The organism is Tenacibaculum piscium (genome assembly GCF_021390715.1).
Lineage (GTDB): Bacteria > Bacteroidota > Bacteroidia > Flavobacteriales > Flavobacteriaceae > Polaribacter > Polaribacter piscius.
The window spans coordinates 173,176-198,893 of the sequence record NZ_JAJGWT010000004.1 but is presented as its reverse complement, the minus strand read 5'-3'; the positions used below and the strand labels follow the sequence as shown (position 1 = coordinate 198,893).

24 protein-coding genes are annotated in these 25,718 nt (G+C 30.3%); 16 read left to right on the top strand and 8 right to left on the bottom strand.

Annotation, left to right across the window (positions count from 1 at the left end):
* Positions 1–30: 30 nt before the first annotated feature.
* The 3 genes from fsa (at position 31) to L0U77_RS05940 (ending at position 2,998) form a co-directional block, all read left to right on the top strand.
* A complete protein-coding gene (gene fsa, locus L0U77_RS05950) occupies positions 31–684 on the top strand; it encodes a fructose-6-phosphate aldolase (protein ID WP_233884311.1) in 654 nt (217 codons plus the stop codon).
* Between the two features lie 111 nt (positions 685–795).
* The gene (menD, locus tag L0U77_RS05945) at positions 796–2,511 is read left to right on the top strand and encodes a 2-succinyl-5-enolpyruvyl-6-hydroxy-3-cyclohexene-1-carboxylic-acid synthase (protein ID WP_233900886.1); all 1,716 of its coding nucleotides are present in this window, start codon (positions 796–798) and stop codon (positions 2,509–2,511) included.
* A gap of 1 nt (position 2,512) precedes the next feature.
* Entirely contained in the window at positions 2,513–2,998 is a 486-nt protein-coding gene (locus L0U77_RS05940; RefSeq protein ID WP_233900885.1) for a S1 RNA-binding domain-containing protein, read from the top strand.
* A 114-nt stretch (positions 2,999–3,112) separates the two neighbouring features.
* Here the strand turns inward: L0U77_RS05940 and L0U77_RS05935 are convergent, their stop codons facing one another.
* Positions 3,113–4,390 (bottom strand): alpha/beta hydrolase-fold protein, encoded by a 1,278-nt coding sequence (locus L0U77_RS05935; protein WP_233860922.1) that lies wholly within the window; start codon positions 4,388–4,390, stop codon positions 3,113–3,115.
* 171 nt (positions 4,391–4,561) lie between these two features.
* On the opposite strand from L0U77_RS05935, the gene L0U77_RS05930 reads away from it, so the two are divergent.
* The 7 genes from L0U77_RS05930 (at position 4,562) to ftsY (ending at position 9,586) form a co-directional block, all read left to right on the top strand.
* Positions 4,562–5,401 carry a 1,4-dihydroxy-2-naphthoyl-CoA synthase gene (locus L0U77_RS05930; RefSeq protein WP_101916886.1) on the top strand — a complete coding sequence of 280 codons (840 nt, stop codon included), beginning with the start codon at positions 4,562–4,564 and terminating at the stop codon, positions 5,399–5,401.
* A 218-nt stretch (positions 5,402–5,619) separates the two neighbouring features.
* A complete protein-coding gene (locus tag L0U77_RS05925; RefSeq protein WP_233860923.1) occupies positions 5,620–6,228 on the top strand; it encodes a fumarylacetoacetate hydrolase family protein in 609 nt (202 codons plus the stop codon).
* 90 nt (positions 6,229–6,318) lie between these two features.
* Positions 6,319–7,599, top strand: a complete 1,281-nt coding sequence (locus L0U77_RS05920) for a competence/damage-inducible protein A (protein WP_233860924.1) — start codon at positions 6,319–6,321, stop codon at positions 7,597–7,599.
* A 223-nt stretch (positions 7,600–7,822) separates the two neighbouring features.
* Positions 7,823–8,062, top strand: coding sequence for a 50S ribosomal protein L28 (rpmB, locus tag L0U77_RS05915; RefSeq protein ID WP_101917051.1), 240 nt, complete (start codon positions 7,823–7,825; stop codon positions 8,060–8,062).
* Between the two features lie 28 nt (positions 8,063–8,090).
* Positions 8,091–8,273, top strand: coding sequence for a 50S ribosomal protein L33 (gene rpmG / locus L0U77_RS05910; RefSeq protein ID WP_058884603.1), 183 nt, complete (start codon positions 8,091–8,093; stop codon positions 8,271–8,273).
* Positions 8,274–8,310: 37 nt separating this feature from the next.
* Positions 8,311–8,463, top strand: a complete 153-nt coding sequence (locus tag L0U77_RS05905; protein WP_083501047.1) for a DUF4295 domain-containing protein — start codon at positions 8,311–8,313, stop codon at positions 8,461–8,463.
* 169 nt (positions 8,464–8,632) lie between these two features.
* Positions 8,633–9,586 (top strand): signal recognition particle-docking protein FtsY, encoded by a 954-nt coding sequence (ftsY, locus tag L0U77_RS05900; protein WP_101916889.1) that lies wholly within the window; start codon positions 8,633–8,635, stop codon positions 9,584–9,586.
* A gap of 89 nt (positions 9,587–9,675) precedes the next feature.
* Here ftsY and L0U77_RS05895 read toward each other — a convergent pair whose 3' ends face one another.
* Positions 9,676–10,869 carry a hypothetical protein gene (locus tag L0U77_RS05895; RefSeq protein WP_233897780.1) on the bottom strand — a complete coding sequence of 398 codons (1,194 nt, stop codon included), beginning with the start codon at positions 10,867–10,869 and terminating at the stop codon, positions 9,676–9,678.
* 173 nt (positions 10,870–11,042) lie between these two features.
* Between L0U77_RS05895 and rimO the strand changes: the two genes are divergently transcribed.
* Both rimO and L0U77_RS05885 read left to right on the top strand, forming a co-directional pair.
* Positions 11,043–12,404 carry a 30S ribosomal protein S12 methylthiotransferase RimO gene (gene rimO, locus L0U77_RS05890; protein ID WP_233899832.1) on the top strand — a complete coding sequence of 454 codons (1,362 nt, stop codon included), beginning with the start codon at positions 11,043–11,045 and terminating at the stop codon, positions 12,402–12,404.
* 87 nt (positions 12,405–12,491) lie between these two features.
* Complete coding sequence (locus L0U77_RS05885) at positions 12,492–13,229, top strand: Dph6-related ATP pyrophosphatase (protein WP_233899833.1); 738 nt, start codon at positions 12,492–12,494, stop codon at positions 13,227–13,229.
* Between the two features lie 138 nt (positions 13,230–13,367).
* Here the strand turns inward: L0U77_RS05885 and L0U77_RS05880 are convergent, their stop codons facing one another.
* The 4 genes from L0U77_RS05880 to L0U77_RS05865 form a co-directional block, all read right to left on the bottom strand.
* Positions 13,368–13,748, bottom strand: coding sequence for a DUF6122 family protein (locus L0U77_RS05880; RefSeq protein WP_233899834.1), 381 nt, complete (start codon positions 13,746–13,748; stop codon positions 13,368–13,370).
* A gap of 1 nt (position 13,749) precedes the next feature.
* Positions 13,750–14,283, bottom strand: coding sequence for a PAS domain-containing protein (locus L0U77_RS05875; RefSeq protein WP_233900884.1), 534 nt, complete (start codon positions 14,281–14,283; stop codon positions 13,750–13,752).
* Positions 14,284–14,381: 98 nt separating this feature from the next.
* Positions 14,382–15,143 (bottom strand): TIGR02757 family protein, encoded by a 762-nt coding sequence (locus L0U77_RS05870; RefSeq protein ID WP_101916895.1) that lies wholly within the window; start codon positions 15,141–15,143, stop codon positions 14,382–14,384.
* Between the two features lie 8 nt (positions 15,144–15,151).
* Positions 15,152–15,814 (bottom strand): ABC transporter ATP-binding protein, encoded by a 663-nt coding sequence (locus tag L0U77_RS05865; RefSeq protein WP_101916896.1) that lies wholly within the window; start codon positions 15,812–15,814, stop codon positions 15,152–15,154.
* A gap of 246 nt (positions 15,815–16,060) precedes the next feature.
* On the opposite strand from L0U77_RS05865, the gene sucC reads away from it, so the two are divergent.
* The 4 genes from sucC to L0U77_RS05845 all read left to right on the top strand — a co-directional run bounded on the left by sucC (position 16,061) and on the right by L0U77_RS05845 (position 22,824).
* On the top strand, positions 16,061–17,257 hold the full coding sequence (sucC, locus tag L0U77_RS05860; protein ID WP_101916897.1) for an ADP-forming succinate--CoA ligase subunit beta: 1,197 nt from the start codon (positions 16,061–16,063) through the stop codon (positions 17,255–17,257).
* A gap of 249 nt (positions 17,258–17,506) precedes the next feature.
* A complete protein-coding gene (locus L0U77_RS05855; protein WP_233900883.1) occupies positions 17,507–21,532 on the top strand; it encodes a VPS10 domain-containing protein in 4,026 nt (1,341 codons plus the stop codon).
* Positions 21,533–21,631: 99 nt separating this feature from the next.
* Positions 21,632–22,051 carry a hypothetical protein gene (locus L0U77_RS05850; RefSeq protein ID WP_101916899.1) on the top strand — a complete coding sequence of 140 codons (420 nt, stop codon included), beginning with the start codon at positions 21,632–21,634 and terminating at the stop codon, positions 22,049–22,051.
* A 428-nt stretch (positions 22,052–22,479) separates the two neighbouring features.
* On the top strand, positions 22,480–22,824 hold the full coding sequence (locus L0U77_RS05845) for a hypothetical protein (RefSeq protein WP_101916900.1): 345 nt from the start codon (positions 22,480–22,482) through the stop codon (positions 22,822–22,824).
* Positions 22,825–22,926: 102 nt separating this feature from the next.
* On the opposite strand, the gene uvrB is transcribed toward L0U77_RS05845, so the two are convergent.
* Positions 22,927–24,915 (bottom strand): excinuclease ABC subunit UvrB, encoded by a 1,989-nt coding sequence (uvrB, locus tag L0U77_RS05840; RefSeq protein WP_233897774.1) that lies wholly within the window; start codon positions 24,913–24,915, stop codon positions 22,927–22,929.
* A gap of 101 nt (positions 24,916–25,016) precedes the next feature.
* The gene (locus L0U77_RS05835) at positions 25,017–25,715 is read right to left on the bottom strand and encodes a response regulator transcription factor (RefSeq protein WP_101916902.1); all 699 of its coding nucleotides are present in this window, start codon (positions 25,713–25,715) and stop codon (positions 25,017–25,019) included.
* Between the last annotated feature and the right edge of the window lie 3 nt (positions 25,716–25,718).

The following is a 25,718-nucleotide window of genomic DNA, read 5'->3' as shown; positions in this document are numbered from 1 at the left end:
AATTAATTTAACCATATAACATATATATAGATGAAATTTTTTATAGACACTGCTAATTTAGCACAAATAAAAGAAGCACAAGCGTTAGGAATTTTAGATGGTGTAACGACCAATCCATCTTTAATGGCAAAAGAAGGAATTACAGGCGAACAAAATATTATCAATCATTACAAAGAAATTTGTAAATTGGTAGAAGGTGATGTTTCTGCTGAGGTTATTTCAACTAATTTTGACGGAATGGTAAAAGAAGGAGAGGCGTTAGCTGCTTTAAATCCTCAAATCGTGGTAAAATTACCAATGATAAAAGATGGAATTAAAGCGTGTAAATATTTTTCATCAAAAGGAATTAAAACAAATGTAACACTTGTTTTTTCAGCAGGTCAGGCGTTATTGGCGGCCAAAGCAGGAGCAACGTATGTATCGCCATTTATTGGTCGTTTAGATGATATTTCAACAGATGGATTAAATTTAATCTCTGAAATCCGTTTAATTTATGATAATTATAATTTTGAAACACAAATTTTAGCGGCATCTGTACGTCACACGATGCACATTATTGATTGTGCAAAATTAGGTGCCAATGTAATGACAGGACCTTTAAGTGCAATCGAAGGATTGTTAAAACATCCTTTAACAGACATCGGTTTGGCAAAATTTTTAGAAGATTATAAAAAAGGAAACTAAAAGAAAAAACTAAGTATTATCGCAAGATTATTGCCATAATATTAATTTTTTAGCATAAAATGTCATTTTGAAGTAATTCTTTAAAATGACATTTTTTTAAATTAAAGTAAGATGTATCCAAAAAAAGAACTCGCACAATTAGTTATTTCAGCATGTCATCAATTTCATATTGATACCGTTATTATTTCGCCAGGTTCAAGAAACGCACCGCTGACTATTGGGTTTTCAAATCATCCAAAAATAGAAACATTAAGTGTTGTTGATGAGCGTTGTGCCGCTTTTTTTGCCTTAGGAATCGCTCAGCAAAAGCGAAAACCTGTGGCTATGATTTGTTCTTCAGGCTCTGCATTATTAAATTATTATCCCGCCATAGCGGAGGCTTTTTATAGCAATATTCCGCTGGTGGTAATTTCTGCGGATAGACCCAAACATTTAATCGATATTGGCGATGGACAAACCATCCGTCAGGAAAATGTGTTTGAAAATCATGTATTATTTTCGGCAAATTTAACAGAATCGACCAATAAATCGGGCAATCAGTTTATTCAAAATAAAACCTTAGTAAGTAAAGCCTTGCAAATTGCAATTTCAAAAAAAGCACCGGTACATATTAATGTTCCTTTTGACGAGCCTTTGTATGAAACTGTTGATGATTTAAAAATGATTGATTTTTCTGAAAATTTAGAAGAAAACAATCAAAATACTAATTTTCAAGATGCTAAAAATTATCAGAAATTAATAGAAATTTGGAATACATCTTCTAAAAAAATGATTTTAGTAGGAAGTCATTTCCCTGAGGATGAATTGCAAGCTGTTTTAACTGATTTAGCGGATAATCAGTCTGTTTTAGTTTTTACAGAAACGACTTCAAATTTATATCATTTAAAATTTATCAACAGCATTGATAAATTGATTATTCCTTTAAACGAAGCTGATTTTTCGGCATTGCGTCCAGCGGTTTTAATTACTTTGGGAGGAATGGTTATTTCTAAGAAAATAAAGCAATTTTTGCGAAAATATACACCTGAAAATCATTGGCATATCGATGAATTTAAACCCATGGATACCTATCAATGTTTATCGGAATTTGTGCAAGAGAAACCCGTATATTTTTTGCGAAAATTAGCAAATCAGCAAGAAAATAAAGTAAGTGAATTAGCAGAAATCAGCAATATTTATCAACAAAAATGGCTGGTTAAAAAGCAAGAACGACATCAAAAACATCAACAATATTTAGCAAATTGTGAATATTCCGATTTAAAAGTATTTGAAACCGTTTTAAAAGCAATTCCTAACAATTCACAGCTTCAAATTAGCAACAGTTCTATAATCAGGTATTCACAATTATTTGATACCAATAAAACCTTGCAAATATTTTGCAATAGAGGTACAAGCGGGATTGACGGAAGTACAAGCACGGCAATCGGAGCGGGATTTGCAACAAAAACCATCAAAAAAACAACTTTTATTACAGGAGATTTAAGTTTTTTTTACGATAGCAACGCTTTATGGAACACTAATATTCCTACAGATTTTAGAATTATTATAATAAATAATGCTGGTGGCGGAATTTTCAGGTTTATCCCTGGACCATCGACTACAAATGCCACAAATTATTTTGAAACGCCACATCATTTAACGGCGGAACATTTGGCAAAAATGTATGATTTTGAATATACAGCTATTTCAAATTTAGAAGAATTAACAACAGAATTGAACGGATTGAATGATTTTTATGCGGAATCTGGGAAGCCAAAAATAATGGAGGTTTTTACTCCGAAAGAAATAAATGACGTAGTTTTAAAGAACTATTTTAAAAACTTATAAAATGGAATTACAAGACGGATTATACGAAGACTCACAAGAAAATTCACAAAACGAATTGCAAAACGATTCACAATGTGGTTTACAAGAAGGAGATCAGATAAATTTGAAAATAGTGGAGCAAACACCTTTAGGGTACAATGTTTTAATTGATGATGAATTTGACGGTTTGTTGTTTAACAGTGAAGTATATCAAGATATTGAAGAAGGTATGGAAACCTATGGATACGTTAAAAAAATACGAGATGATGGTAAAATAGATGTGTCGTTACGTCCACAAGGTTTTAGAAACGTAATTGACAGCGATGCCGATGTAATTATGCGTAAATTAGATGAAAAAGGTTTTTTAATGCTTACTGATAAAAGCTCGCCAGAATCAATTAAATTTCGTTTACAGATGAGTAAAAAGGCTTTTAAAAGAGCTATCGGTGGTTTGTATAAAGATAAAAAAATTGAGCTAAAAGAAGATAGAATTGAATTAATTAAATAATTTTAATTCCAATATTTTTCAATATTCTTTTAAGCTTATTTTATATAAAAAAACCGCTATCATTTATTTTTAAATAAAAAGATAGCGGTTTTTTTTTGATGAAAATTTTATTGATTATTCAGCTTCATTATTTTGGTCTGAATTTTCATCGATATTTTCATTATTTTCATTGTCTTGAGGAGTTTCTTCAAAGTTTTCTTCAGGGAGAGTTTCGTCTTTCGGTTGGCTGTTTTTTAAATCCGTTACTCGTTTTATATTTTCGTAAAAAGCTGTTGCATTCGGATCAGAAGGTCCCATTTTACCAAACGCCGCTTTATAGTAAAACTCCGCTTTTTCGTAATCCTTTCCTAATTCATGATACTTTCCAATATAGAAATCACCAATATGTGAATTTGGATATTTTATCATTACAAAATCACCTAAAACACGCAAATAATCGCCGTCTTGTTTGTCAATAACAATTCCTTCAATCGCAAAAATATCATCTAAACGAACATTCAAATTCGAACCATATAAATATTGAATGTCTAAATATTTTTGTTCTACATATTTTATCGCTTCTAAAGGATCTAAATCTTTAATTTTTGCTTCAAATTCACTTTTGGTGATTTTAGCATACAAATAAAACATCTTTTCAAAAGCTCGTGGAATCGTTTCTCCAATTACCGATAAATAACTCGGAGAATTTTCAAAAGTATCAAAAGTAATGTGCATATTTTTAGCATCAAAAGATGTTAAAAAAGTACCAATTTCTGTAAATCGATCCTGTTGTTCTTCGTTGATATATTTTTTATTATTACTGGTGTATAAAAAATAAGAATTATCTTTTTGACCCAATCTGGCTAAAGAATAAGATTGAATTGTTCGAGCACTGAACTTTGTAAATTCAGGCGTAATACAAATAAAAGCATTGAAAATAGGCTCAATATCTCTTAAAAAATAAGTGCTAAAATTAGCCGCTTTTCCCTGAGATGCAATGGTTAAGAAAGGTGAAGTTCTGTAATTTAATTCCATATAAGGAATCAATTCTTTTTTGATGAATTTTTGAAATCGTTTCGCACTTTCTGTTAATGCGTTGTTTGATGGAATAATTGAAATATCTTTTTTATAAGTGTTTTTCATGTCAATTCCAACAACGATTTGACGTGGAGCTTTGTCGCTATTTGCATATAATTTAGCGTTTCCAACGTACATATCAAAAAGATATTGATCGCCTAAAATAATGGCTAAAGGATATTTTACAGCTTGTTCTTTGTCGTAATTTTCAGGAATATAAATTTTGACACTTCTACCATTTTTAAAGAAGGCAGAATTAATATTATCGGTAATTACTTTTTGTGAAAAAAGACTAGTGCTTATCAGTAAAGTAACTAAAAAAAAGAGTTGTTTCATGATTATTTTTTAATTTTTTCTTGATTATTTTTTGATTATTTTTAAGCGATTTCTTCAGGCGTTATATTATATCCTTCAAATATAGAAAAGAAAACAAAGTTATATACAAAGTTATAAACAAAGTTTTTATGTTATTTTTGTTGTACTTACAAACGTTAATAGTTTTAAATTATGATAGAACCTCAATGGAAAGTTGCCAAAGAGTATGAAGATATTACTTATAAAAAGTCGCACAATGTAGCAAGAATAGCATTTAATCGCCCCGATATACGTAATGCTTTTCGTCCACACACGACTTCTGAATTATTAGATGCTTTTCAAGATGCACACGAAGACACGAATATAGGAGTCGTATTATTATCGGCAGAAGGTCCTTCTTCAAAAGATGGAATTTGGAGTTTTTGTTCTGGAGGCGATCAAAATGCCCGTGGCGAAAAAGGCTATGTTGGTAAAGATGGCTATCATCGTTTAAATATTTTAGAAGTACAGCGTTTGATTCGTTTTATGCCAAAAGCCGTAATTTGTGTTGTTCCAGGTTGGGCAGTTGGTGGCGGACATAGTTTACACGTAGTTTGCGATTTAACCTTGGCAAGTAAAGAACACGCCATTTTTAAACAAACTGATGCTGATGTAACGTCTTTTGATGCAGGATACGGTTCAGCATATTTAGCGAAAATGGTCGGGCAGAAAAAAGCTCGTGAAATTTTCTTTTTAGGAAGAAATTATTCAGCGCAAGAAGCGTATGAAATGGGAATGGTAAACGCCGTAATTCCACATGATGAACTAGAACAAACTGCTTTCGATTGGGCGCAAGAAATTTTAGAGAAATCGCCGACATCAATAAAAATGTTAAAATTCGCGATGAATTTAACCGATGACGGCATGGTCGGACAACAAGTATTTGCTGGGGAAGTTACCCGTTTAGCCTATATGACAGAAGAAGCAAAAGAAGGACGTGATGCTTTTTTAGAGAAAAGAAAACCGAATTTCCCTAAAACTTGGATACCATAAATGAGCATTTTTTAGAAGTTTTTAAATCAAAAGAAGATTATCGTTATGCTGAATTTATTTCAGCATCGCACAAGGCTAAGAACTGTGGCAAATTAGGATGAGAAACTGAAATAAATTCAGTTTGACGGATTCGATTTCCTATTTTTTTCTACTATATTTTTTTTGATAAACTTTAAACAGGCTTTAAATAATTGATAAATAAATAATTATAATTAGTTATGAAAATAATTTGTATCGGGCGTAATTATGCCAAACATATCGAAGAATTGGCAAATGAAAAACCAGAAAGTCCTGTTGTTTTTCTAAAACCAGATTCTGCAATTCTTCCGAAGAAAATGCCTTTTTTTATACCGCCTTTTTCTGATGATATTCAGTATGAAGTGGAGGTTCTAGTGAAAATAAATAAAGTAGGAAAACATATTTCATCAAAATTTGCTCATAAATATTATGATGAAATAGGTTTAGGAATTGATTTTACAGCCCGCGATGTACAAGCAACATGTAAAGCAAAAGGATTGCCTTGGGAAAAAGCAAAAGCCTTTGACGGAAGTGCCGTTATTGGTAATTTTTATCCGAAGGAAGAATTTAATTTAGAAAGTATTTCTTTTCAATTACATAAAAATAACCAAGTAGTTCAGGATGGAAATTCCGAAACGATGCTTTGGAAAATTGATGAATTAATTAGTTATGTATCACAATATTTCACCTTGAAAAAAGGCGATGTTATTTTTACAGGAACGCCAGCAGGTGTTGGAAAAGTAGAAGAAAATGATGTGTTAACAGGAATTATTAATTCAAAACAAGCTTTTGAAATTAAAATAAAATAAATAAATCCCGCTTTATGCGGGATTTATTATGAAAAAAAGAGAACAAGAAAGGACAAAAGAAACAGGACAAGAAAGAAGTAAGAAACATAAATGAAAAAGATACAGAATAAGAGTGTAAATGCAGAAATAATAACCATTGGAGATGAAATTCTAATCGGTCAAATTGTGGATACCAATTCACAATGGATTGGGCAGGAATTAAATAAAATTGGCGTTTCGGTTTATCAAATTTCTTCTATTCAAGATGAAAGAAAACATATTTTAAACGCCTTAAAAGAAGCCGAAAAAAGAGCAGATATCGTAATTATTACAGGAGGTCTTGGACCAACAAAGGATGATATCACCAAAAAAACAATAGCCGAATATTTTAAAGATGACCAAATTGTTGAATATCCTCAAGTAATTGAACACATCAAACAGTTGTTTGAAAAAGTAAAGCACCCGTTTAATGAGGTTCAGAAATATCAAGCACAATTGCCTTCAAAAGCAACTTTGTTAATGAATGAATTTGGAACAGCTCCAGGAATGTGGTTTTACGAAAATAATACTGTTTTTGTATCATTACCCGGTGTTCCATACGAAATGAAAGGACTTATAACCAATGAAGTATTGCCTAAAATTCAGCAAAAATATAAATTACCATACATAATACACACTACTATTATGACCGTTGGCGTGGGAGAAAGTGTTATCGCCGAACGGATTGAAGATTGGGAAAATAATTTACCGATACATATTAAAGTAGCTTATTTGCCATCTTTTGGAAAAGTTCGATTGCGAATATCAGCAAAAGGAAATGACAAAGAAATTCTTGAAAATGAAATTTCAACAAAAATAATAGCATTAAAAAACTTAATTTCAGATATTATTGTAGGGTATGATACGGATGCTTCTATTGAAAAAAGAGTAGGAGATTTATTAAGTATCAAAAATAAAACAGTAAGCACTGCCGAGAGTTTAACAGGAGGGAAAATAGGCGCTTCGTTGGTTGCGATAGCAGGTTCTTCAGCGTATTTTAAAGGTGGGTTTATTACTTATACTGCCGAATTAAAACAGCAATTACTAGGTGTTTCAAAGCAAAGAATACAAGAGTTTAGCGTTGTTAGTGAACAAGTTGCTAAAGAAATGGCAATGGGTTGTTTGAATAAATTACAAACAGATTATGCTATCGCAGTAACAGGAAATGCAGGACCCACGACTGATGTTACAGACAAAAATGTAGGAGTCGTTTATATCGCAATTGCTACAAAAAATGCCACGAAAAATAATGTTGAGGTGCACGAGTTTAATTTTGGACAACCAAGAGAAAAAGTTATCAATAGAACCGTAACAAAAGCTTTAGAGTTATTAATGATGTCAATTCAAAAATAACACAAGAAACTTACAAGTAATTTTTTTAACTTTTTTTGTTCTAATTAAAAATATTTATGTATTTTTGCCGTCAGTTACGCTTCCAGTAGGTTAGATGCTTAACCTCTAGGTTAGAATACAAAAAATAAATAAAATAAGAATTTAAACGAGTTTTTTTGTGCAATCAATATATTTGCGTAAATTTGCACCTCGTTTAGAAATAATACTAAAAACTGTCAAGAAGATGTCTAGAGTTTGTGAACTTACAGGAAAAAAAGCAATGGTTGGGAACAATGTTTCTCACGCATTAAATAGAACTAAAAGAAAATTTAACGCTAATTTAATGACTAAGCGTTTCTTTATCCCAGAAGAAGATAAGTGGATTACACTTAAAGTATCTGCTTCTGCATTAAAAAATATTAATAAAAAAGGAATCTCTGCTGTGATTAAAGACGCTAGAGAGAATGGTTTCTTAACTAAATAATTCCTTACTTAGATAAAACTTCACAGAGATGGCAAAAAAAGGAAACAGAGTTCAGGTTATATTAGAATGTACTGAACACAAAGCAACTGGTTTACCAGGAACTTCACGTTATATTACTACAAAGAACAAAAAAAACACTCCTGATAGAATGGAATTAAAGAAATTTAATTCAATCTTAAAGAAGATGACAGTTCATAAAGAAATTAAATAATTAAAAGTTTTTTTAAAACTTTAATAAACCATAGAACATGGCAAAGAAATCAGTAGCATCGTTACAAACAGGAGCGAAAAGATTAACTAAAGCAATCAAAATGGTAAAGTCTCCAAAAACAGGAGCTTATACATTCGTTGAAGCAATTATGGACCCTGCACAAGTAAATGATTTTATCAAGAAAAATTAATACTTGTTTATAAAATATATAAAAGCTACTTTCATAAGAGAGTAGCTTTTTTTTTGTGCTAAAAATTGTATATTGACACCTCCAAGTAATCAGGTAAGTATGACAATTTGACTATATAATATAGTTTGGTATAGTTTTCACCCTATATAAATGATTGTAAAATTTAACTATGAGTTTTTTTAAGAAAATCTTCTCGAGAGAGAAAAAAGAAACATTAGACAAAGGACTAGAAAAAACAAAAACAAGTTTTTTCTCTAAATTATCGAAAGCCGTTGCAGGGAAAGCAAAAGTAGATGCTGCTGTTTTAGATAACTTAGAAGAAGTATTAGTTTCTTCGGATGTTGGTGTAGCTACTACACTAAAAATTATTGATAGAATTGAAGCTCGAGTTGCTAGAGATAAATATGTAGGTACTGATGAATTAAACCAAATTCTTAGAGATGAAATTGCGGGATTATTATCAGAAACAAATACAAAAGATGCTACCGAATTTACTGTTCCAACAAACAATAAACCTCATGTAATAATGGTCGTTGGTGTCAATGGTGTTGGTAAAACAACGACGATTGGTAAGTTAGCATCGCAGTTTAAAAAGCAGGGTTTAAAGGTTGTTCTTGGAGCTGCAGATACCTTTAGAGCTGCCGCAATTGATCAATTACAAGTTTGGGCAGATAGAACTGATGTACCAATTATTCGTCAAGAAATGGGATCTGATCCTGCATCTGTAGCATTTGATACGGTGAAATCTGGCGTAAATCAAAATGCCGATGTTATTATTATTGATACCGCTGGTCGTTTGCATAACAAAGTTAATTTAATGAATGAATTAACAAAAATTAAACGTGTAATGCAAAAAGTGATACCTAATGCACCGCATGAAGTATTATTAGTTTTAGACGGTTCAACAGGACAAAATGCTTTTGAACAAGCAAAACAGTTTACAAAAGCCACAGAAGTAACTTCTTTAGCAGTAACAAAACTTGACGGAACAGCAAAAGGTGGTGTGGTTATCGGTATTTCTGATCAATTTCAGATTCCAGTAAAATATATCGGAGTTGGCGAAGGAATTGACGATTTACAAGTATTTAATAAACACGAATTTGTAGATTCTTTCTTTAAATAAAAAATATAAAATAGATTTTTTTAATATTAAAAATACAAAGAAACTCCCAATTTGGGAGTTTTTTTGCTTGTATATTATTGTAAATATAGTTAATAACTAATTAAAATTTTAAATGTATGATTTAATTTATAGATATTTAAATTATCCTCAAAGGCATTTTTTACTTCTAATAATTTATTTTCAAGTTCAATTATTTTTTGTTCTATTTTAGTTGCATCACCAATATTTTTACTTTTTTGTAAAACATCTTTCAAATCAAGCTGATAAAGTGTAAATATTGAAGCGTATTCTTTGCTTAAAGATTCAATTTCATCTCTAATAAACTTTGCCTGATTTAACGCATAATTTGGATAAATCAATTTATTATCGCTTAAATGAGCACTGTAAGAAATTGGTTTTGCATCAATTATTTGTGCTACTTTTTGCTGTACAATATTTTTAGTATAATACCTATTTATCAATTGTGTTAAGGAGGTTTTTTTGTCTTTTTCTGATATCATATTTGGGCTTAACGTATTTGAACGCTCGGTAGTATATTGAGTTAATAATAATACCAATCCTTTTTTTCTGACATCTAAAGTTCTTAAATTTTGTTCAAAATTTACTTGACATTTTGCCAAACCTTCATAATGTTCTAAATATACTTTTAATGATTTTTTTAATTCAACAATATGATTTATAGATACATTTTTATCTTTTATAGCATTTCCAATCACTAAATCAACAATAGATTTAATTGAATTAACAATCGGCATGGCGCTACTTATTGTCTTGGTTATTGGCGATTTTATGATATTATCAACAAAAAGCAAAAACTTAGATTTTTTAATTCCATTGATTTTACTCTTTCCTTTAAAAATATTTTTTTCGATAATAATAGCAATTTGATTCGATAATGAAAAACCTAATTCCGCATTTTCAGGATTGTTTAAACTTGAAATTTTAGTAAGATAATCACTTGTTGCATCTAGTTGTTTGATGGCATTTAAACTCGCATTTGCTGCAAAAACAAAATCAGTGGTATTGACTATTTTATTTTTTCGTTGCTGTAATTGTTTTTTTAAACTAAAAAGCTCGGCATCAGTTAAGTTCTTTATTTTCAGATTATTAGATTCCATTAGTTCTTCAAAATTTTGAACTTTTAATACAATTGTATCTAATTTTTCTTTGGTATTTAATACATCAAAATAATTTTTATAAATAATATTGATAGAATCTTTGAACGTTTGCCCATGTACATTCGAAGATGAAATAATGATGATAATAAGTAATATTTTATTCATGCTGATTAATCGTTACAGATTTAACTGATTTTAAAGTATCAGCAAAAATACAAATTTATCAAAAATGAAATTAACAGTTATTTAATTAAAATGAACCTCAAATTTTTAAGCTTTTAATTTTTACAAACTTGTTGTTTAAACAGTATCTTTGCAACCTAAATTTTTATAGTACAATGCGCACAAAATCACCAAAGCAGAATAAAATCAACGTAGTAACCTTAGGATGTTCTAAAAACATTTACGATAGTGAAATTTTAATGGGACAATTAAAAGCCAATGGTAAAAACGTGGTTCATGAAGATCCTGAAGATGATGGTAATATTGTTGTTATCAATACTTGCGGTTTTATCGGAAAAGCCAAAGAAGAAAGTATTGATACCATTTTGCATTACGCACAACGTAAAGAAGCAGGTGAAATAGACAAAGTTTTTGTTTCTGGATGTTTGAGCGAACGCTATAAACCCGATTTAGAAAACGAAATTAAAAATGTAGATCAGTATTTTGGTACACACGAATTGCCAGAATTATTGAAAGTTTTAGAGGCAGATTATAAGCATGAATTAATCGGAGAGCGTTTAACAACGACGCCAAAACATTACGCGTATTTAAAAATTGCCGAAGGTTGCGATCGTCCGTGTTCATTTTGTGCAATTCCTTTAATGCGAGGAAAACATAAATCGACACCGATTGAAGATATTATTATTGAAGCGACTAAATTAGCCGAAAAAGGAATTAAAGAATTGATGTTAATCGCACAAGATTTAACCTATTACGGATTAGATATTTATAAAAAACGTGCTTTAGCCGATTTATTAAAAGAATTAGTTAAAGTTGATGGAATCGAGTGGATTCGTTTACATTATGCTTTTCCTTCAGGTTTTCCTATGGATGTGTTAGATGTAATGAAAAATGAACCTAAAGTTTGTAATTATTTAGACATTCCGTTACAGCACATTAATACAGAAATTTTAAAATCGATGAAGCGTGGTACTACTCACGAAAAAACAACTTCATTAATTCATAAATTTAGAGAAACTGTGCCAAATATGGCAATTCGTACGACCTTAATTGTTGGATATCCTGGTGAAACAGAAGCACAATTTGAAGAATTAAAAGCATGGGTTGAAGAAATGCGTTTCGAAAGAATGGGAGCTTTTGAATATTCTCATGAAGAAAATACAGGTGCTTTTGTTTTAGAAGATGATGTTCCTGCGGATGTGAAATTCCGAAGAGTAAATGAAATTATGGAAGTTCAAGGTCAAATTTCTTGGGAATTAAATCAAGCTAAAATTGGTAAAACGTTCCGTTGTTTATTCGATAGAAAAGATGGCGAGTATTTTTACGGTCGTACTGAATTCGATTCGCCAGATGTTGATAATGACGTAATTGTAGACGCTACAAAACACTATATTAAATTGGGAGAATTTATCGATATTAAAATTGATGAAGCGGGAGATTTTGATTTATACGGAACTCCACTAGTAAAACAAGAAAAACCAACGAGCTTAAATCAACGAAAGAAAATAAATCATTAATAAAATTATTTTTTTTCAAGAATATAAAATATAAAAATCCTGCTTTTAGTGGGATTTTTTATGTTTTAAATACTATAATTTAGCCTTATGAAAAAAGCATATTTTAATTGGAGTTCAGGAAAAGATTCGGCATTTGCATTGTATAAAATATTACAGCAAAAAGAATATCAAATAGAAAAATTAATAACCAATGTAAATGAAGATTATCAGCGTGTTTCTATGCACGGACTTCATGAAAACTTGTTAGAAGCACAAGCTAAAAGTATTAATATTCCTTTAGAAAAAATATATTTTCCTGCAGATGTTACCATGGATTTATATAACGAAAAAATGAAAGCCAAAACTGATGAATTAAAATCATTAGGGCTTAATTATGCCATTTTTGGTGATATATTTTTAGAAGATTTAAAAAAATATAGAGATTCGAAATTACAAGAAGTAGGAATTACAGGTGTATATCCGCTTTGGAAACAAGATACTAAAACGTTACTTAGAGAGTTTTTAGCCCTTGGATTTAAAACTATAACAGTTTGTGTAAATGCAAAATTATTAGGAGAAGAGTTTGTAGGTAGAGTAATTGATGAAGATTTTATAAACGAATTACCTGATAATATTGATGTTTGTGGTGAAAATGGAGAGTTTCATACTTTTTGTTATGATGGACCTATTTTTAAAAATCCTATTGAATTTGAAATAGGAGAGAAAATTTTAAAATCATACACATTACATAAAGATGATTCTCAAAATTGTCATACAAATACTAAAGAAAAGGTTAAAAATTATGATACCAGTTTTTGGTATTGTGATTTAATTTTAAAAGAATAGCGGTTTTTTAAAAGATGTATCATCGGTTTTTAGCCCCGATTGAAGCAATTGTTTGAGCTCTTTTTTATTTTTCTTTTTAAAAAATAAAAAAAGCGAGTGCGGAAAGCGGGATTAGCTTCAAATAATTTTTATAATACGCTAAAAAAAGCTTGTTATTTGTTTTAAAATAGCTTCGGCAGGTGTGTTAATATAGCATTGTTTACAGTTATTATACATAAATAAACAATCAATTAAATCGGTTAGCATATGAAATAAAAGCCCTAATCCGATGATATTATACGGCTTTTTAAAAAATAATAACAGAAAATAAATACACATTGCATAATAAGTGTGCAAGATATGAAAACCAAAACTACACCGATTTTCTTGAAATATTGGCATAGCTAAAAGATGATCTAAATCGACAAGCATCGTGGCGATTAAAATTAAAGCGACTTTCTTCCATTCTTTTCTGAAAAATATATATCCGATAAAAAAAGGAAATCCGAAGTGTAAAAAATAATGTGTAAAAGCCTGCATTTTAAACGACTTCTCGCTCTAAGGCTAAGAAATGTGTAGCTTTTGTTTTTGAAAATAGTGGGAAAATTTTTAGTTCACATTTATAGGTCATTTTATCTTTTCGATAATTGATAACTGTTCCTTTAAAGGGTTTGTTTGCTAAAATATTTTCACGAATTTTCTTTTTTACAACTTCTGATGTTTTTCGTCCTTGTAAAAAACTAGGTGTTTTATCAATGGCAAATTCACGGTCATAGCCTGTCATTTTTTTAAAACCATCGTTTACCCAAACTATTTTTTTATCCGTATTAGTAACCACTAATGTTTGGTAATAATTTTTATGTAAAATAGGAGCGATGTCACTTTCCCAATCGTATTTTTTGATAAGCTCTTGTATTTTATACAGATCTTTGGTAAGTGTATTTCCTTCAAATAAATCTTGAATTCCCCAACTTAAAAGCATTTTTTTCTGATGTGATACAGGTTTTATTATTAATTCGGAATTAGAATTGCGACCTTCATTTAATGAGGATAAAAAGAGGTCTAAACATTTCATGTTTGATACATTATTTTTCATAAAAAAGGAACTACATCTGTTAAAATTAAAAATGAAACCAAAATACTTCTAAATCCTATAAAAACAATGAAGAATCATTAAAACTTTTCAAAAATCCCCAATCCGAATAATGCAAAATCATATTTTACAGGATCGTTTTTGTCAAATGCTCGTAAGGTGATATCTAATTCTGTTAATGCTTTCCAATCGTTTTGTTTTCGGGTTAAAATCCCCAATTTACGAGCGACATTTCCTGCATGAACATCTAGCGGACAATGTAAATGAGCAGGATTATGCGTTTTCCAAATTCCTAAATCGACGCCTGTGGTGTCATTTCGAACCATCCAACGCAAAAACATATTGATACGTTTTGAGGCAGAACCTTTTAGCGGATCGGAAACGTGTTTTTGAGTTCTTTTTTGATGCGGAATTTCAAAGAAAATTTGCTTAAAATGATGAATCGCAACTTGATAATTATCCGTGTTATTTGTGTTTAAAACAGCTTCTAATCCGTTGTGATTTTCGTATATATTTTTAAGTGATGTTATAAAAAATCGAAAATCATCAGCATTAAAAGTTCGATGTACAAATCCGTTAAAAGTATCCAAATCATTTGCTGTGTGATTCATTACAAAATCATACGGAGAATTGCCTAATAAATCCACCATTTTATGAGCATTTCTGATAATCATTTCCCGTTTTCCCCAAGCAATTGTCGCCACTAAAAAACCAATAATTTCAATATCTTCTTTTTTGCTAAATTGATGTGGAATTTGAATCGGGTCGCTTTTTATAAAATTCTGTGTATTATATTGTACTACTTTTTCGTCTAAAAATTCTTTTAGTTCAGTTGTATTCATCATAAAAATTATTCAATAATAACGCCATCTTTCATGGTGAGTGTTCGGTCTGCCATTTTGGCTAAATCTTTATTATGTGTTACCAAAACGAATGTTTGTCCGAATTTATCACGCAATTCAAAAAATAATTTATGTAAATTTTCTGCGGATGTAGAGTCTAAATTCCCAGAAGGTTCATCAGCAAAAATAACCGAAGGCTCGTTAATTAAAGCTCTTGCGACGGCTACACGTTGTTGTTCTCCCCCAGAAAGTTCGTTTGGTTTATGGTTTTCTCTGTGCGATAATCCTAAGAAAGATAATAATTCTTTGGCGCTTTTTTCGGTTTCATTTTTTGATTTTCCACCGATAAAAGCAGGAATACACACATTTTCTAGTGCCGTAAATTCAGGCAATAATTGATGAAATTGAAAAATAAATCCGATATGCTTATTTCTAAAAGCAGAAACTTGTGCATCATTCAATCCTTTTATAGCTGTTTTATCAAGAAATAACTCGTAATTTTCGCTAGTTTCAGGAGTATCAAGTGTTCCTAAAATTTGTAATAAGGTTGTTTTTCCAGCACCAGAAGGACCAACAATGGCAACAATTTCTCCTTTTTTAATATGAAGATTTACACCTTTTAAAATTTCAACATCACCGTAGCGTTTATGGATGTTTTTTGCAATAATCATAGATAATTATAGTTTTTTTATCAAGAGAACGAATGTATAAAAAAGAAATCAGGATAGGCTTTAAAACATGAAAAAAGACATTTTTTGTGTTCTTTAAATGTATAATTATAGGTATATTTTTTTTGATTCTTAAAAAGGTGCTTAAAAATAGTTGAAATTTTAAAATAAAAAGTAATAATTACGATAAATAGTAATGTTTTATAATTTGAATTTGTATTTTTGTTCGACTTTAAAAATTCATATCTAATGAACTTACACGAATATCAAGGTAAAGAAATATTAAACAGTTTTGGAGTTCGTATTCAACGTGGAGTTGTTGCAAACACACCAGAAGAAGCTGTTGAGGCAGCAAAGAAATTAACTGAAGAAACCGGTACAGGTTGGCACGTAATTAAAGCTCAAGTACACGCAGGTGGTCGTGGAAAAGGAGGCGGAGTTAAGTTGGCTAAAAACTTAGACGAGGTAAAAAGTATTTCTAATGATATTTTAGGAATGATGTTAATTACTCCTCAAACTTCAGCAGAAGGTAAATTAGTAAACCAAGTATTAATATGCGAAGATGTATATTATCCTGGAGCTAGTGAACCAGATGAATATTATATGTCAGTTTTATTAAACCGTGCAACTGGTAGAAATATGATTATGTATTCTACAGAAGGTGGTATGGATATCGAAACTGTTGCAGATGAAACTCCTCATTTAATTTTTACAGAAGAAATTGATCCAGCTTTAGGATTAATGCCTTTTCAAGCGCGTAAAATTGCTTTTAACTTAGGTTTAAGTGGTGTTGCTTTAAAAGAAATGGTGAAATTTGCTACAGCTTTATATACAGCTTATATCAAATCTGATTCAGCAATGTTTGAAATTAACCCTGTGTTAAAAACATCTGATGATAAAATAATGGCGGTAGATGCTAAAGTTACTTTAGATGAAAACGCTTTATATCGTCATAAAGATTATGCTGCAATGCGTGATTTACGTGAAGAAAACCCAATTGAAGTAGAAGCTAGAGCTGCAGGTTTAAACTATGTAGATTTAGACGGAAATGTTGGATGTATGGTAAACGGAGCAGGACTTGCAATGGGAACTATGGATTTAATTAAACAAGCAGGTGGTGAGCCAGCTAACTTTTTAGACGTTGGAGGTACTGCTGATGCTGAACGTGTTGAAAAAGCATTCGGAATTATCTTAAAAGATAGTAACGTAAAAGCTATTTTAGTAAATATCTTTGGAGGAATCGTTCGTTGTGATCGTGTTGCTCAAGGAGTTGTAGATGCTTACAAAAGTATGGGAGACAAAATTAATGTGCCTATTATTTGTCGTTTACAAGGAACAAATGCTAAAGAAGCTAAAGAATTAATTGATAACAGTGGAATGGAAATTATTTCTGCTACTGAATTTCAAGAAGCTGCTGATAAAGTTGCTGAAGTTTTAAAAGCTTAAATTATATTTTAATTACGATATTAAAAATCGCTTCACAATTTATTTGTGAGGCGATTTTTTTATAGTTGATATTCAATCTACTATAATAATTACCTTAATAAATAGAAAAATAAATAACCTTTTTTTAACTTCAAAAATTTTCTTCAAAAATTTTATTGATTATAATTTGAAAGGTATTTGTTATATTTTAACGTAATTACATCATTTTCGTATTACTTTTGATTTTTTTAATAATCAAAGTTTTATAGAATGACTAAAATAATAATGAACTTTAAATTGCTTTTTTTCATCGCATTTACTTTTCAAGTAAATGCTCAAATTACAAATTACAAAGAAGAATCTTTAAAAGAAAATGCGAATTTCTTTGAGATTGTTAATAAAACTAGAAAAGAATTTTCAACGAAAAGGCGATCTTCTAGAAGAGTTATGTCTAAAAAACAAAAGAAAGCAATCAAGCAATTTGAACGTTGGGTTTGGATTTGGAAAGACAGAGTTAATTCAGATGGTTCTTTTATAAAAAATAGTGTGAATAAAGAAGCATATATCAACTTATTATTAGATAATTCAAATACTAAATATCAAAGATCAAATACCGTTACATCATGGGAGCAAATAGGTCCTAAAAAAAATGTATTGGAAAATGGATATACTACTTACCCAGGTTTAGGAAGGGTTAATGTGGTCGCAACAGATGCTAATAACACACAAGTAATGTATGCTGGATCTGCTGCAGGAGGTCTTTGGAAAACAACAGATGGCGGTAATAATTGGTCGCCTAAAACAGATCATTTAGCAGGTTTAGGTGTTACGGCTATCATTATTGATCCAAATAATTCCGATATATTATATATGGCAACTGGAGATGAAGATGCTCAACATATTAGTTCAATAGGATTATTTAAATCTACAGATGCAGGAGAAAATTGGGCTGTAACTGGTTTAATGTTTTCATTAACGGAAAACGAATATATTAGAGATATCGTTTTTGCTCCAGGATCATCTACTACAATTTTTGCACTTACAAATAGTGAAATAAAAAAATCGACAGATAGCGGTGCTACTTGGTCGAATATGAGTACTACTCCAAATTATACTGGTGATAATTTTCAAAATATAATCTTTGATCCTAATAATGCAACGAAAGTAGTGGTTTCTGATGCATGGGGAAGCTTATGGTATTCTTCTGATACAGGTGATAATTTTTCAGAACACCCCGTTTTAAAAGGAGATGGAAGTTCAAAAAGTAATTTAAAAATTACAGTTTCGGAAAATGATACCGAAAACTTTTATGCAATCACCCAAGATGGAGTCTTTACAGTTTTTCGTTTTGATAATGATGGTACAACTGCCGATAAAATTAGTGAAATGACTATTTCAGGATATAATTCACAAGGAGGTTATAATCAATGTATTGCTGTATCGCCTACAAATAAAGATGACATTCTGGTAGGAGGAGTAAATGTTTATAAATCTACTGATAATGGTGCTTCATTTTCTATGTATTTAAATGCATATGATGACCCTGCAGGAGTAGGTTTTTATGTGCATCCAGATCATCATTATTTATCTTTTTTAGCGGATGGTGTTACCGTAATAAACAGTCATGATGGTGGAGTTCATAAAGGTGCTTTTACCGCTACAAGCGCAACAGGTGGTTGGACGGATATTTCAAATGGTTTAGTTATTTCTCAGCCTTATAATATTGCCATTACACAAGGCATTAATGGTGATGATTATATGATGGCAAACCAAGATAATGATGGTTTTTCGAAAGTATTAAAAGATGGAACTCAAAAATGGGTGGCTTGTTTAGCTGGTGATGGAACAGCTACTGGAATTGATATTTCAAATCCAAATATTAGATATTTAGGAGGTACTTTCGGTTCTTTAGATAGAGCAGATGATGGGTATTCAAGTAGTGCGTATTCAGCAAAAATACTTCTTTCTGCGAATCAATACGATGCTGCATTCGTTTCTCCTTTAGCCTTACACCCAACAATTGCCACTACTATTTATGCAGGGCATGGTGATGTGAAAAAATCGACAGATAGAGGTGCTACTTGGACAGCGCTTAATACTGGTTTATTAGAAACATCATTTCTAGATGTCTCTTTATATAATGGAGCTACAAGGATCTTTGCAATTGGTTTTTCTGGAATGGATAAAATACTTAGAAGAAGTAATGATGATGGCACAACTTGGACTACAATTTCGAATCCTAATTCAAATTTAACAATTAGTAGCGTATTTGCAAATCCGAATACAGCAACGATATACATAACATTGGCAGGATATACTGCTGGTGAAAAGGTCTATAAAAGTATTGATAACGGTGATTCATGGACGAATATTAGTGCTGATTTTCCAAATATAATCACGAAAAAAATAATAGTAGATCCTAATAAAAATAATGAAACCATTTATCTAGGAACAGAATTAGGACTTTATTATACCAATAATACAACTACTAATTGGAAAAAATTAGGAGCTGGTTTGCCAAACGTTATTGTTAGTGATATTAAAGTAAGTAAAAACAACGGAAATATTTATATAGGTACTTTCGGTAGAGGAATGTGGGTGTATAATGATCAAAAACATTTTAAAAGTGTAACCAATAATAACTGGTCTGAAACTACAAATTGGGAAGGTAAAACATTACCAACTTCAGCTGATGCTGTTGTAATTAAACAAGAACAAGATGTGGTATCGGTAAATGTAGCTGGAGCTACCGTAAAATCATTAGAAATCAACAATGCTAAATTAGAGATAAAAAATACGAATAGTTTAACAGTTGTTAATGATTTTGTCTCAACAATAAACGATGATACTTTTGTATCAATTTTGTCAGATGGAACAGCTAGTGGTGTTTTTATGGTCAACGGAAATGCAACAGGAAATTTAAAGTATCAAAGAGGTGGTTTATTAGCTAATAAATGGTCTTTAATTTCACCGCCTGTAATTGGTGAAAAAATTAAGGGATTTGCAACAAAATCATCAAATGATATTAGAAAAAATGCGAGTTCTAAATATGCTATTTCAAGGTATAATGATGCAAATTCAGCAGGTACGAAGTGGTCGTATTTTGATCAAAATATTGATGAAAATGTGAAGTTTGAAAATGGAATCGGATATGCAATTTCTAGAGGTACAACAGGAGCTGTTACCTTTTCAGGAACGATGCAAAATGCAACATTAAATGTTACCGTATCTTCTGATAAATGGAATGCGATTGGGAATCCTTTTACCGCATATTATCCAGCAAATAAAAGTACTTCAGAAGATTTTATCAAAAATAATACCACCAAATTAGCCGACAACGCACAAGCAATATATCTTTGGGAAAATAATCAAAATAAATATGTAGCCTATACAAATTTAGCATCATCAACTCAAAAAGTATTAGCGCCAGGACAAGGATTTTTTATCAAAACAAAATCTTCATCAACTGATGAAAATGTCGTTTTTAAGAAAGCTAATATTGGTACAAAAACAACCTTACAAGGAAATCATACCTTCAATAGAAGTACAACTTCTTTTGTAAAAGTATTTATCGAAAAAGATGAAAAAGATGAAAAAAATAAAAAAGAAAAAATAAAGGTAAATACCGATATTATCTTTTCTAAAAATGCGACTCAAGGGTTTGATGTAGGACAGGATATCATAAATTTTGGAAATGCTACATTTGATTTAACATCAAAATTAGTAAACAACCCAACAAATAAAGAAACTGACAAAGCAACTGACAAAGAAATAGAGAATGAATATTCAATTCAATCGGTTGCTTCAGATACTTTTGAAAATCAAATTGTTCCTTTAAAACTTAGAGCAACATCAAAAGAAAAAATAATCTTTTCATCAGAAAGATATAATTTACCAGAAGATATTAAAGTTCTTATCGAAGATAAAAAAACTGAAAAGTTTCATGAAATAAATAAAACTAAAAATTATTCGGTAACTTTAGATGAAAATAGCAACGAATTTGGACGATTTTATCTTCATTTCTCTAAAGCAAGTTTAAAAGATTTAAAAGTATTAAAAACAGCATCAACAGGTTTAAAAATATATACTTTTAATAATTTTTTACAAATAGAAACCTCTAAATCGAACTTGTTAACGATTGATTTATTTGATATGACAGGTAAAAAAGTATTGCGTAAAAAACAAAAATCAAATGAATTTAAAGGGATTAATTTAAGTAGTTTATCTAAAGGAGTTTATATTGTTAAAGTTGTTGCAGATAGTGAAATAACAACAAAGAAAATAATCGTAGAATAATCCTGAAATAATTTAAACTAAATAAAAAAGTATCATCAAAAAAACACGATACTACATTGGTAGTATCGTGTTTTTTTAATTTAGAAAAAAATAGAAAAGATGTTAAAAAACAATTCTAAAATTATTTTCATGCTAATAATGCCACTGTTTTTCGCTTGCAAATCAGTTTCTATAAGCGAGATTAAAAAACAATATGTAAGAGCAGGTTCTAAGTTTGATACTTCAAAAATGAAGTATTCTGCGATAATTGAATCACCTATAGATAGCTTTAAAATTCTGTCCGTAGAAATTGCTGATAAAAAATTTAAGAATATCACTATTATTGAAATTCCGAATGGTAAAATTAAAAATCAAAAAGAAACATTGTTTCCGGGGAAGTATTATATTGATATAAAGGTAGAAGATGCTCTTTTTTCAAAGGAAAGTATCGAAACTTTAAAATTAAATATTCTAGTGAAAGAGAAACTCCAAACCTTAAAAGGAAAATCAGTTATTCAAAAAGATTTATTAAGAAAGTAAATATGAAAATTGCTTGTTTTTAGTTTTCTATCTGCAAAAAAAAGAGTGAAATAGTTGTTCTTATTTATAATGTAAATTAATTGTTACGTCTTTTTTGATGCTAAAATATATTTTTTATATTACAGATATTTTAAATATTTGAGTTTTTATTTAAAAAATAGATACTGATAATTATCTTTTTGTATTAAATTATTATTGAAATCATTGTTTAATTAAGTTCTTATTGTTGAGGTTTTTAAGTATATCTTGAAAATAGTCGTGAATTTATCTTTTTAACCTGTTTTTAAGTAACTATTCTTTGAGTTTTTGTTAAAAGTAAACTAACATTACCATTAGTATTCTGCCGTAAATTTGTAGTGGTTTGCAAACCCAAGAACATTTTATATTTAATTAGAAAATTGTAATTATTAAGAATAATAAACAACATTATGAAAACAATTAAATTTTTATTAGTAGCGCTTTTTTTAACAGCAAATACTTTAATGGTAACTGCTGGAACTACAAATCCTTCAGAAGGAGCATTGGTATTAATAAATAAACAAGTTCAAAAATTATTAAAAAACCCAAAATTTGAATTAAAAACAGACGTTTCTGTAATTGTAAAATTAACAATAAATAGTAAAAATGAACTTATTGTGTTATCGGTAGATTCAAAAAATAATACGGAAAAAATAGAAAATTATATTAAAAGAAGCTTAAATTACAAGAAAATTCAAGGTAAAGTGAATACAGAAGTATATAATTTACCTGTAACTTTAGTAGCATCTAAATAATTAAAAGTAACTTTTTATTTTTAATTACTTTTTTCATTTTTTTGAAAACGACTTTTATGATATTCATAAAAGTCGTTTTTTAATTTAAACAGGCTCTAAGTTTTATAGATTCTTTCTTAAAATAGCAATTTCATCACGTAATTGTGCAGCGACCATAAAATCTAAATTTTTAGCAGCAGTTTCCATTTCTTTACGTTTTCCTCGGATACGTTTTTCTATTTCTTCCTTGGGTAAAAATTGTAAATCTTGTTTTGAAACTTTTTCAATAGCATTATCATAATGAAAAGAAGTAATGGTATCTTGAGAAAGTGTATTGTCTAATTTTTTATTGATTTGCGTTGGTGTAATGCCATTTTTAGTATTGTAATTTTGCTGTTTTTTTCGTCTGTAATCGGTTTCATCCATGGTTCGTTGCATACTTTTGGTGATTTTATCGGCATATAAAATAGCACGTCCGTTTACATTTCTCGCCGCCCGACCAACAGTTTGTGTTATCGAACGATGACTGCGTAAAAATCCTTCTTTATCAGCATCTAAAATAGCAACTAACGATACTTCGGGTAAATCCAAACCTTCTCGCAATAAATTGACACCAATTAAAACATCAAACAAACCTCTTCGTAAATCTTGCATGATTTGCACACGTTCTAGAGTATCTACATCCGAATGAATATAACGACAACGAATTTGAATTCTGGTTAAATATTTTGCTAATTCTTCCGCCATTCGTTTGGTTAAAGTGGTTACCAAAGTTCGCTCGTCTTTTTCTACTCGGATTTGTATTTCTTCAATTAAATCATCAATTTGATTTTCGCTCGGACGAACTTCAATTATTGGATCTAATAAACCTGTCGGGCGAATTACTTGTTCCACAAATACGCCTTCAGTTTTTTGCAATTCATAATCTGCAGGTGTTGCAGATACATAAATTACTTGGTTTTGTAATGCTTCAAATTCCTCAAATTTTAAAGGACGATTATCCATCGCCGCAGGCAAACGAAAACCATATTCTACTAGATTTTCTTTTCGACTTCTATCGCCACCATACATGGCATGCGTTTGCGGAATGGTAACGTGACTTTCATCAATAATCATTAAAAAATCATCAGGAAAATAATCTAATAAACAAAACGGGCGAGTACCTGGAGCTCGTCCGTCTAAATATCGAGAATAATTTTCAATTCCTGAACAATAGCCCAATTCTCGAATCATTTCTAAATCGAACTCGGTGCGTTCTAACAAACGTTTTGCCTCTAAATGTTTGCCAATTTCTTTGAAATAATCCACCTGTTTTACCATATCATCTTGTATTTGATGAATAGCATTTTGCAACACATCAGGAGAGGTTACAAATAAATTTGCAGGATAAATAGTGAGTTCATCTAATTTTTCAATTCGCTGATTATTTTCAATATTAAAAGTTTCAATTTCTTCAATTTCATCTCCGAAAAAATGAATTTTATAACCGCTATCGCCATACGATGGATAAATAGTAACGACATCGCCTTTTACTTTAAAAGTTCCACTTTTTATGTCGGTTTCGGTTCGAGAATATAAACTGGTCACCAGTTTGTGTAAAAATTTGGTGCGTGAAATTTGTTGATTTACAGCGATTGGAATCACATTTTTTTTAAACTCCTTCGGATTTCCAATACCGTATAAACAAGAAACAGAAGCAATAACGATAATATCGCTACGACCAGAAAGTAATGAAGAGGAAGTGCTAATTCGAAGGCGTTCTATTTCATCATTGATAGATAAATCTTTTTCAATAAAAGTTCCCGTAACAGGAATATAGGCTTCTGGCTGATAATAATCATAATAAGAAACAAAATATTCAACGGCATTGTTCGGGAAAAACTGCTTGAATTCGGCATATAATTGTGCCGCTAATGTTTTATTATGTGCCAAAACCAAGGTAGGACGATTCACTTGGGCAACTACATTTGCTACGGTAAAAGTTTTACCAGAACCTGTAACACCTAAAAGTGTTTGGTATTTTTCGTCAGTATTTAATCCGTTGACTAATTGTTTGATGGCGGTTGGTTGATCGCCTGTTGGCTTAAAATCGGAGTGTAATTCAAAGTTCATATTGCAAAAATACGCATAGTTTATCAGCATAAAAAAAAGACTTCTTTTTTAATAAGAAGTCTTTTTAAAATTTTTATTTAGAACTTTTTTAGTATATTTATTTATACTTTTTCTAATAAACGAAATCCTTCTCCGTGAATATTGATAATTTCAACATTCTCATCACCTTTTAAATATTTTCGAAGTTTGGCAATATAAACATCCATACTTCTAGAAGTGAAGTAGTTATCATCTCTCCATATTTTAGTTAAGGCAAGTTCACGAGGCATTAGGTCATTTTTATGAACGGCTAATAATCGTAATAATTTGCTTTCTTTAGGCGAAAGTTTTTGAGGTTCAGCTCCATTTAACGATAAATGACGTAGTTTAGAATTGAAATCGAAACCTCCAATTTTAAATAAAAATTCATCGGTATCGTTTGTTTTTTCGTTTTCTTTACGTTGTAAAATTGCTTTTATTTTATGCAATAAAACTTCTGAATCAAAAGGTTTGTTTAAATAATCATCTGCTCCAACTTGATAGCCTCTTAAAACATCTTCTTTTAATGTTTTGGCGGTTAAAAATATAATTGGAATTTCTTTGTTGGTGGTACGAATGTCTTGCGCTAATGAAAATCCATCTTTACGAGGCATCATTACATCTAAAATACACAAATCATATTCGCTATTTTTGAACATAATTAATCCATCGATTCCGTCTTTAGCAAGTGTAACATTGTAATCATTTAATGCTAAATAATCTTTAAGAACAGTTCCAAAATTTGGATCGTCTTCTACTAATAATATTTTTTTGCTCCCCATTTG

Excerpts from the sequence above, each read along its gene's own strand:
- fsa (WP_233884311.1), top strand. The coding sequence starts at position 31 with ATGAAATTTTTTATAGACACTGCTAATTTAGCACAAATAAAAGAAGCA.
- menD (WP_233900886.1), top strand. The coding sequence starts at position 796 with ATGTATCCAAAAAAAGAACTCGCACAATTAGTTATTTCAGCATGTCAT.
- L0U77_RS05940 (WP_233900885.1), top strand. The coding sequence starts at position 2,513 with ATGGAATTACAAGACGGATTATACGAAGACTCACAAGAAAATTCACAA.
- L0U77_RS05935 (WP_233860922.1), bottom strand. The coding sequence starts at position 4,390 with ATGAAACAACTCTTTTTTTTAGTTACTTTACTGATAAGCACTAGTCTT.
- L0U77_RS05930 (WP_101916886.1), top strand. The coding sequence starts at position 4,562 with ATGATAGAACCTCAATGGAAAGTTGCCAAAGAGTATGAAGATATTACT.
- L0U77_RS05925 (WP_233860923.1), top strand. The coding sequence starts at position 5,620 with ATGAAAATAATTTGTATCGGGCGTAATTATGCCAAACATATCGAAGAA.
- L0U77_RS05920 (WP_233860924.1), top strand. The coding sequence starts at position 6,319 with ATGAAAAAGATACAGAATAAGAGTGTAAATGCAGAAATAATAACCATT.
- rpmB (WP_101917051.1), top strand. The coding sequence starts at position 7,823 with ATGTCTAGAGTTTGTGAACTTACAGGAAAAAAAGCAATGGTTGGGAAC.
- rpmG (WP_058884603.1), top strand. The coding sequence starts at position 8,091 with ATGGCAAAAAAAGGAAACAGAGTTCAGGTTATATTAGAATGTACTGAA.
- L0U77_RS05905 (WP_083501047.1), top strand. The coding sequence starts at position 8,311 with ATGGCAAAGAAATCAGTAGCATCGTTACAAACAGGAGCGAAAAGATTA.
- ftsY (WP_101916889.1), top strand. The coding sequence starts at position 8,633 with ATGAGTTTTTTTAAGAAAATCTTCTCGAGAGAGAAAAAAGAAACATTA.
- L0U77_RS05895 (WP_233897780.1), bottom strand. The coding sequence starts at position 10,869 with ATGAATAAAATATTACTTATTATCATCATTATTTCATCTTCGAATGTA.
- rimO (WP_233899832.1), top strand. The coding sequence starts at position 11,043 with ATGCGCACAAAATCACCAAAGCAGAATAAAATCAACGTAGTAACCTTA.
- L0U77_RS05885 (WP_233899833.1), top strand. The coding sequence starts at position 12,492 with ATGAAAAAAGCATATTTTAATTGGAGTTCAGGAAAAGATTCGGCATTT.
- L0U77_RS05880 (WP_233899834.1), bottom strand. The coding sequence starts at position 13,748 with ATGCAGGCTTTTACACATTATTTTTTACACTTCGGATTTCCTTTTTTT.
- L0U77_RS05875 (WP_233900884.1), bottom strand. The coding sequence starts at position 14,283 with ATGAAATGTTTAGACCTCTTTTTATCCTCATTAAATGAAGGTCGCAAT.
- L0U77_RS05870 (WP_101916895.1), bottom strand. The coding sequence starts at position 15,143 with ATGAATACAACTGAACTAAAAGAATTTTTAGACGAAAAAGTAGTACAA.
- L0U77_RS05865 (WP_101916896.1), bottom strand. The coding sequence starts at position 15,814 with ATGATTATTGCAAAAAACATCCATAAACGCTACGGTGATGTTGAAATT.
- sucC (WP_101916897.1), top strand. The coding sequence starts at position 16,061 with ATGAACTTACACGAATATCAAGGTAAAGAAATATTAAACAGTTTTGGA.
- L0U77_RS05855 (WP_233900883.1), top strand. The coding sequence starts at position 17,507 with ATGACTAAAATAATAATGAACTTTAAATTGCTTTTTTTCATCGCATTT.
- L0U77_RS05850 (WP_101916899.1), top strand. The coding sequence starts at position 21,632 with ATGTTAAAAAACAATTCTAAAATTATTTTCATGCTAATAATGCCACTG.
- L0U77_RS05845 (WP_101916900.1), top strand. The coding sequence starts at position 22,480 with ATGAAAACAATTAAATTTTTATTAGTAGCGCTTTTTTTAACAGCAAAT.
- uvrB (WP_233897774.1), bottom strand. The coding sequence starts at position 24,915 with ATGAACTTTGAATTACACTCCGATTTTAAGCCAACAGGCGATCAACCA.
- L0U77_RS05835 (WP_101916902.1), bottom strand. The coding sequence starts at position 25,715 with ATGGGGAGCAAAAAAATATTATTAGTAGAAGACGATCCAAATTTTGGA.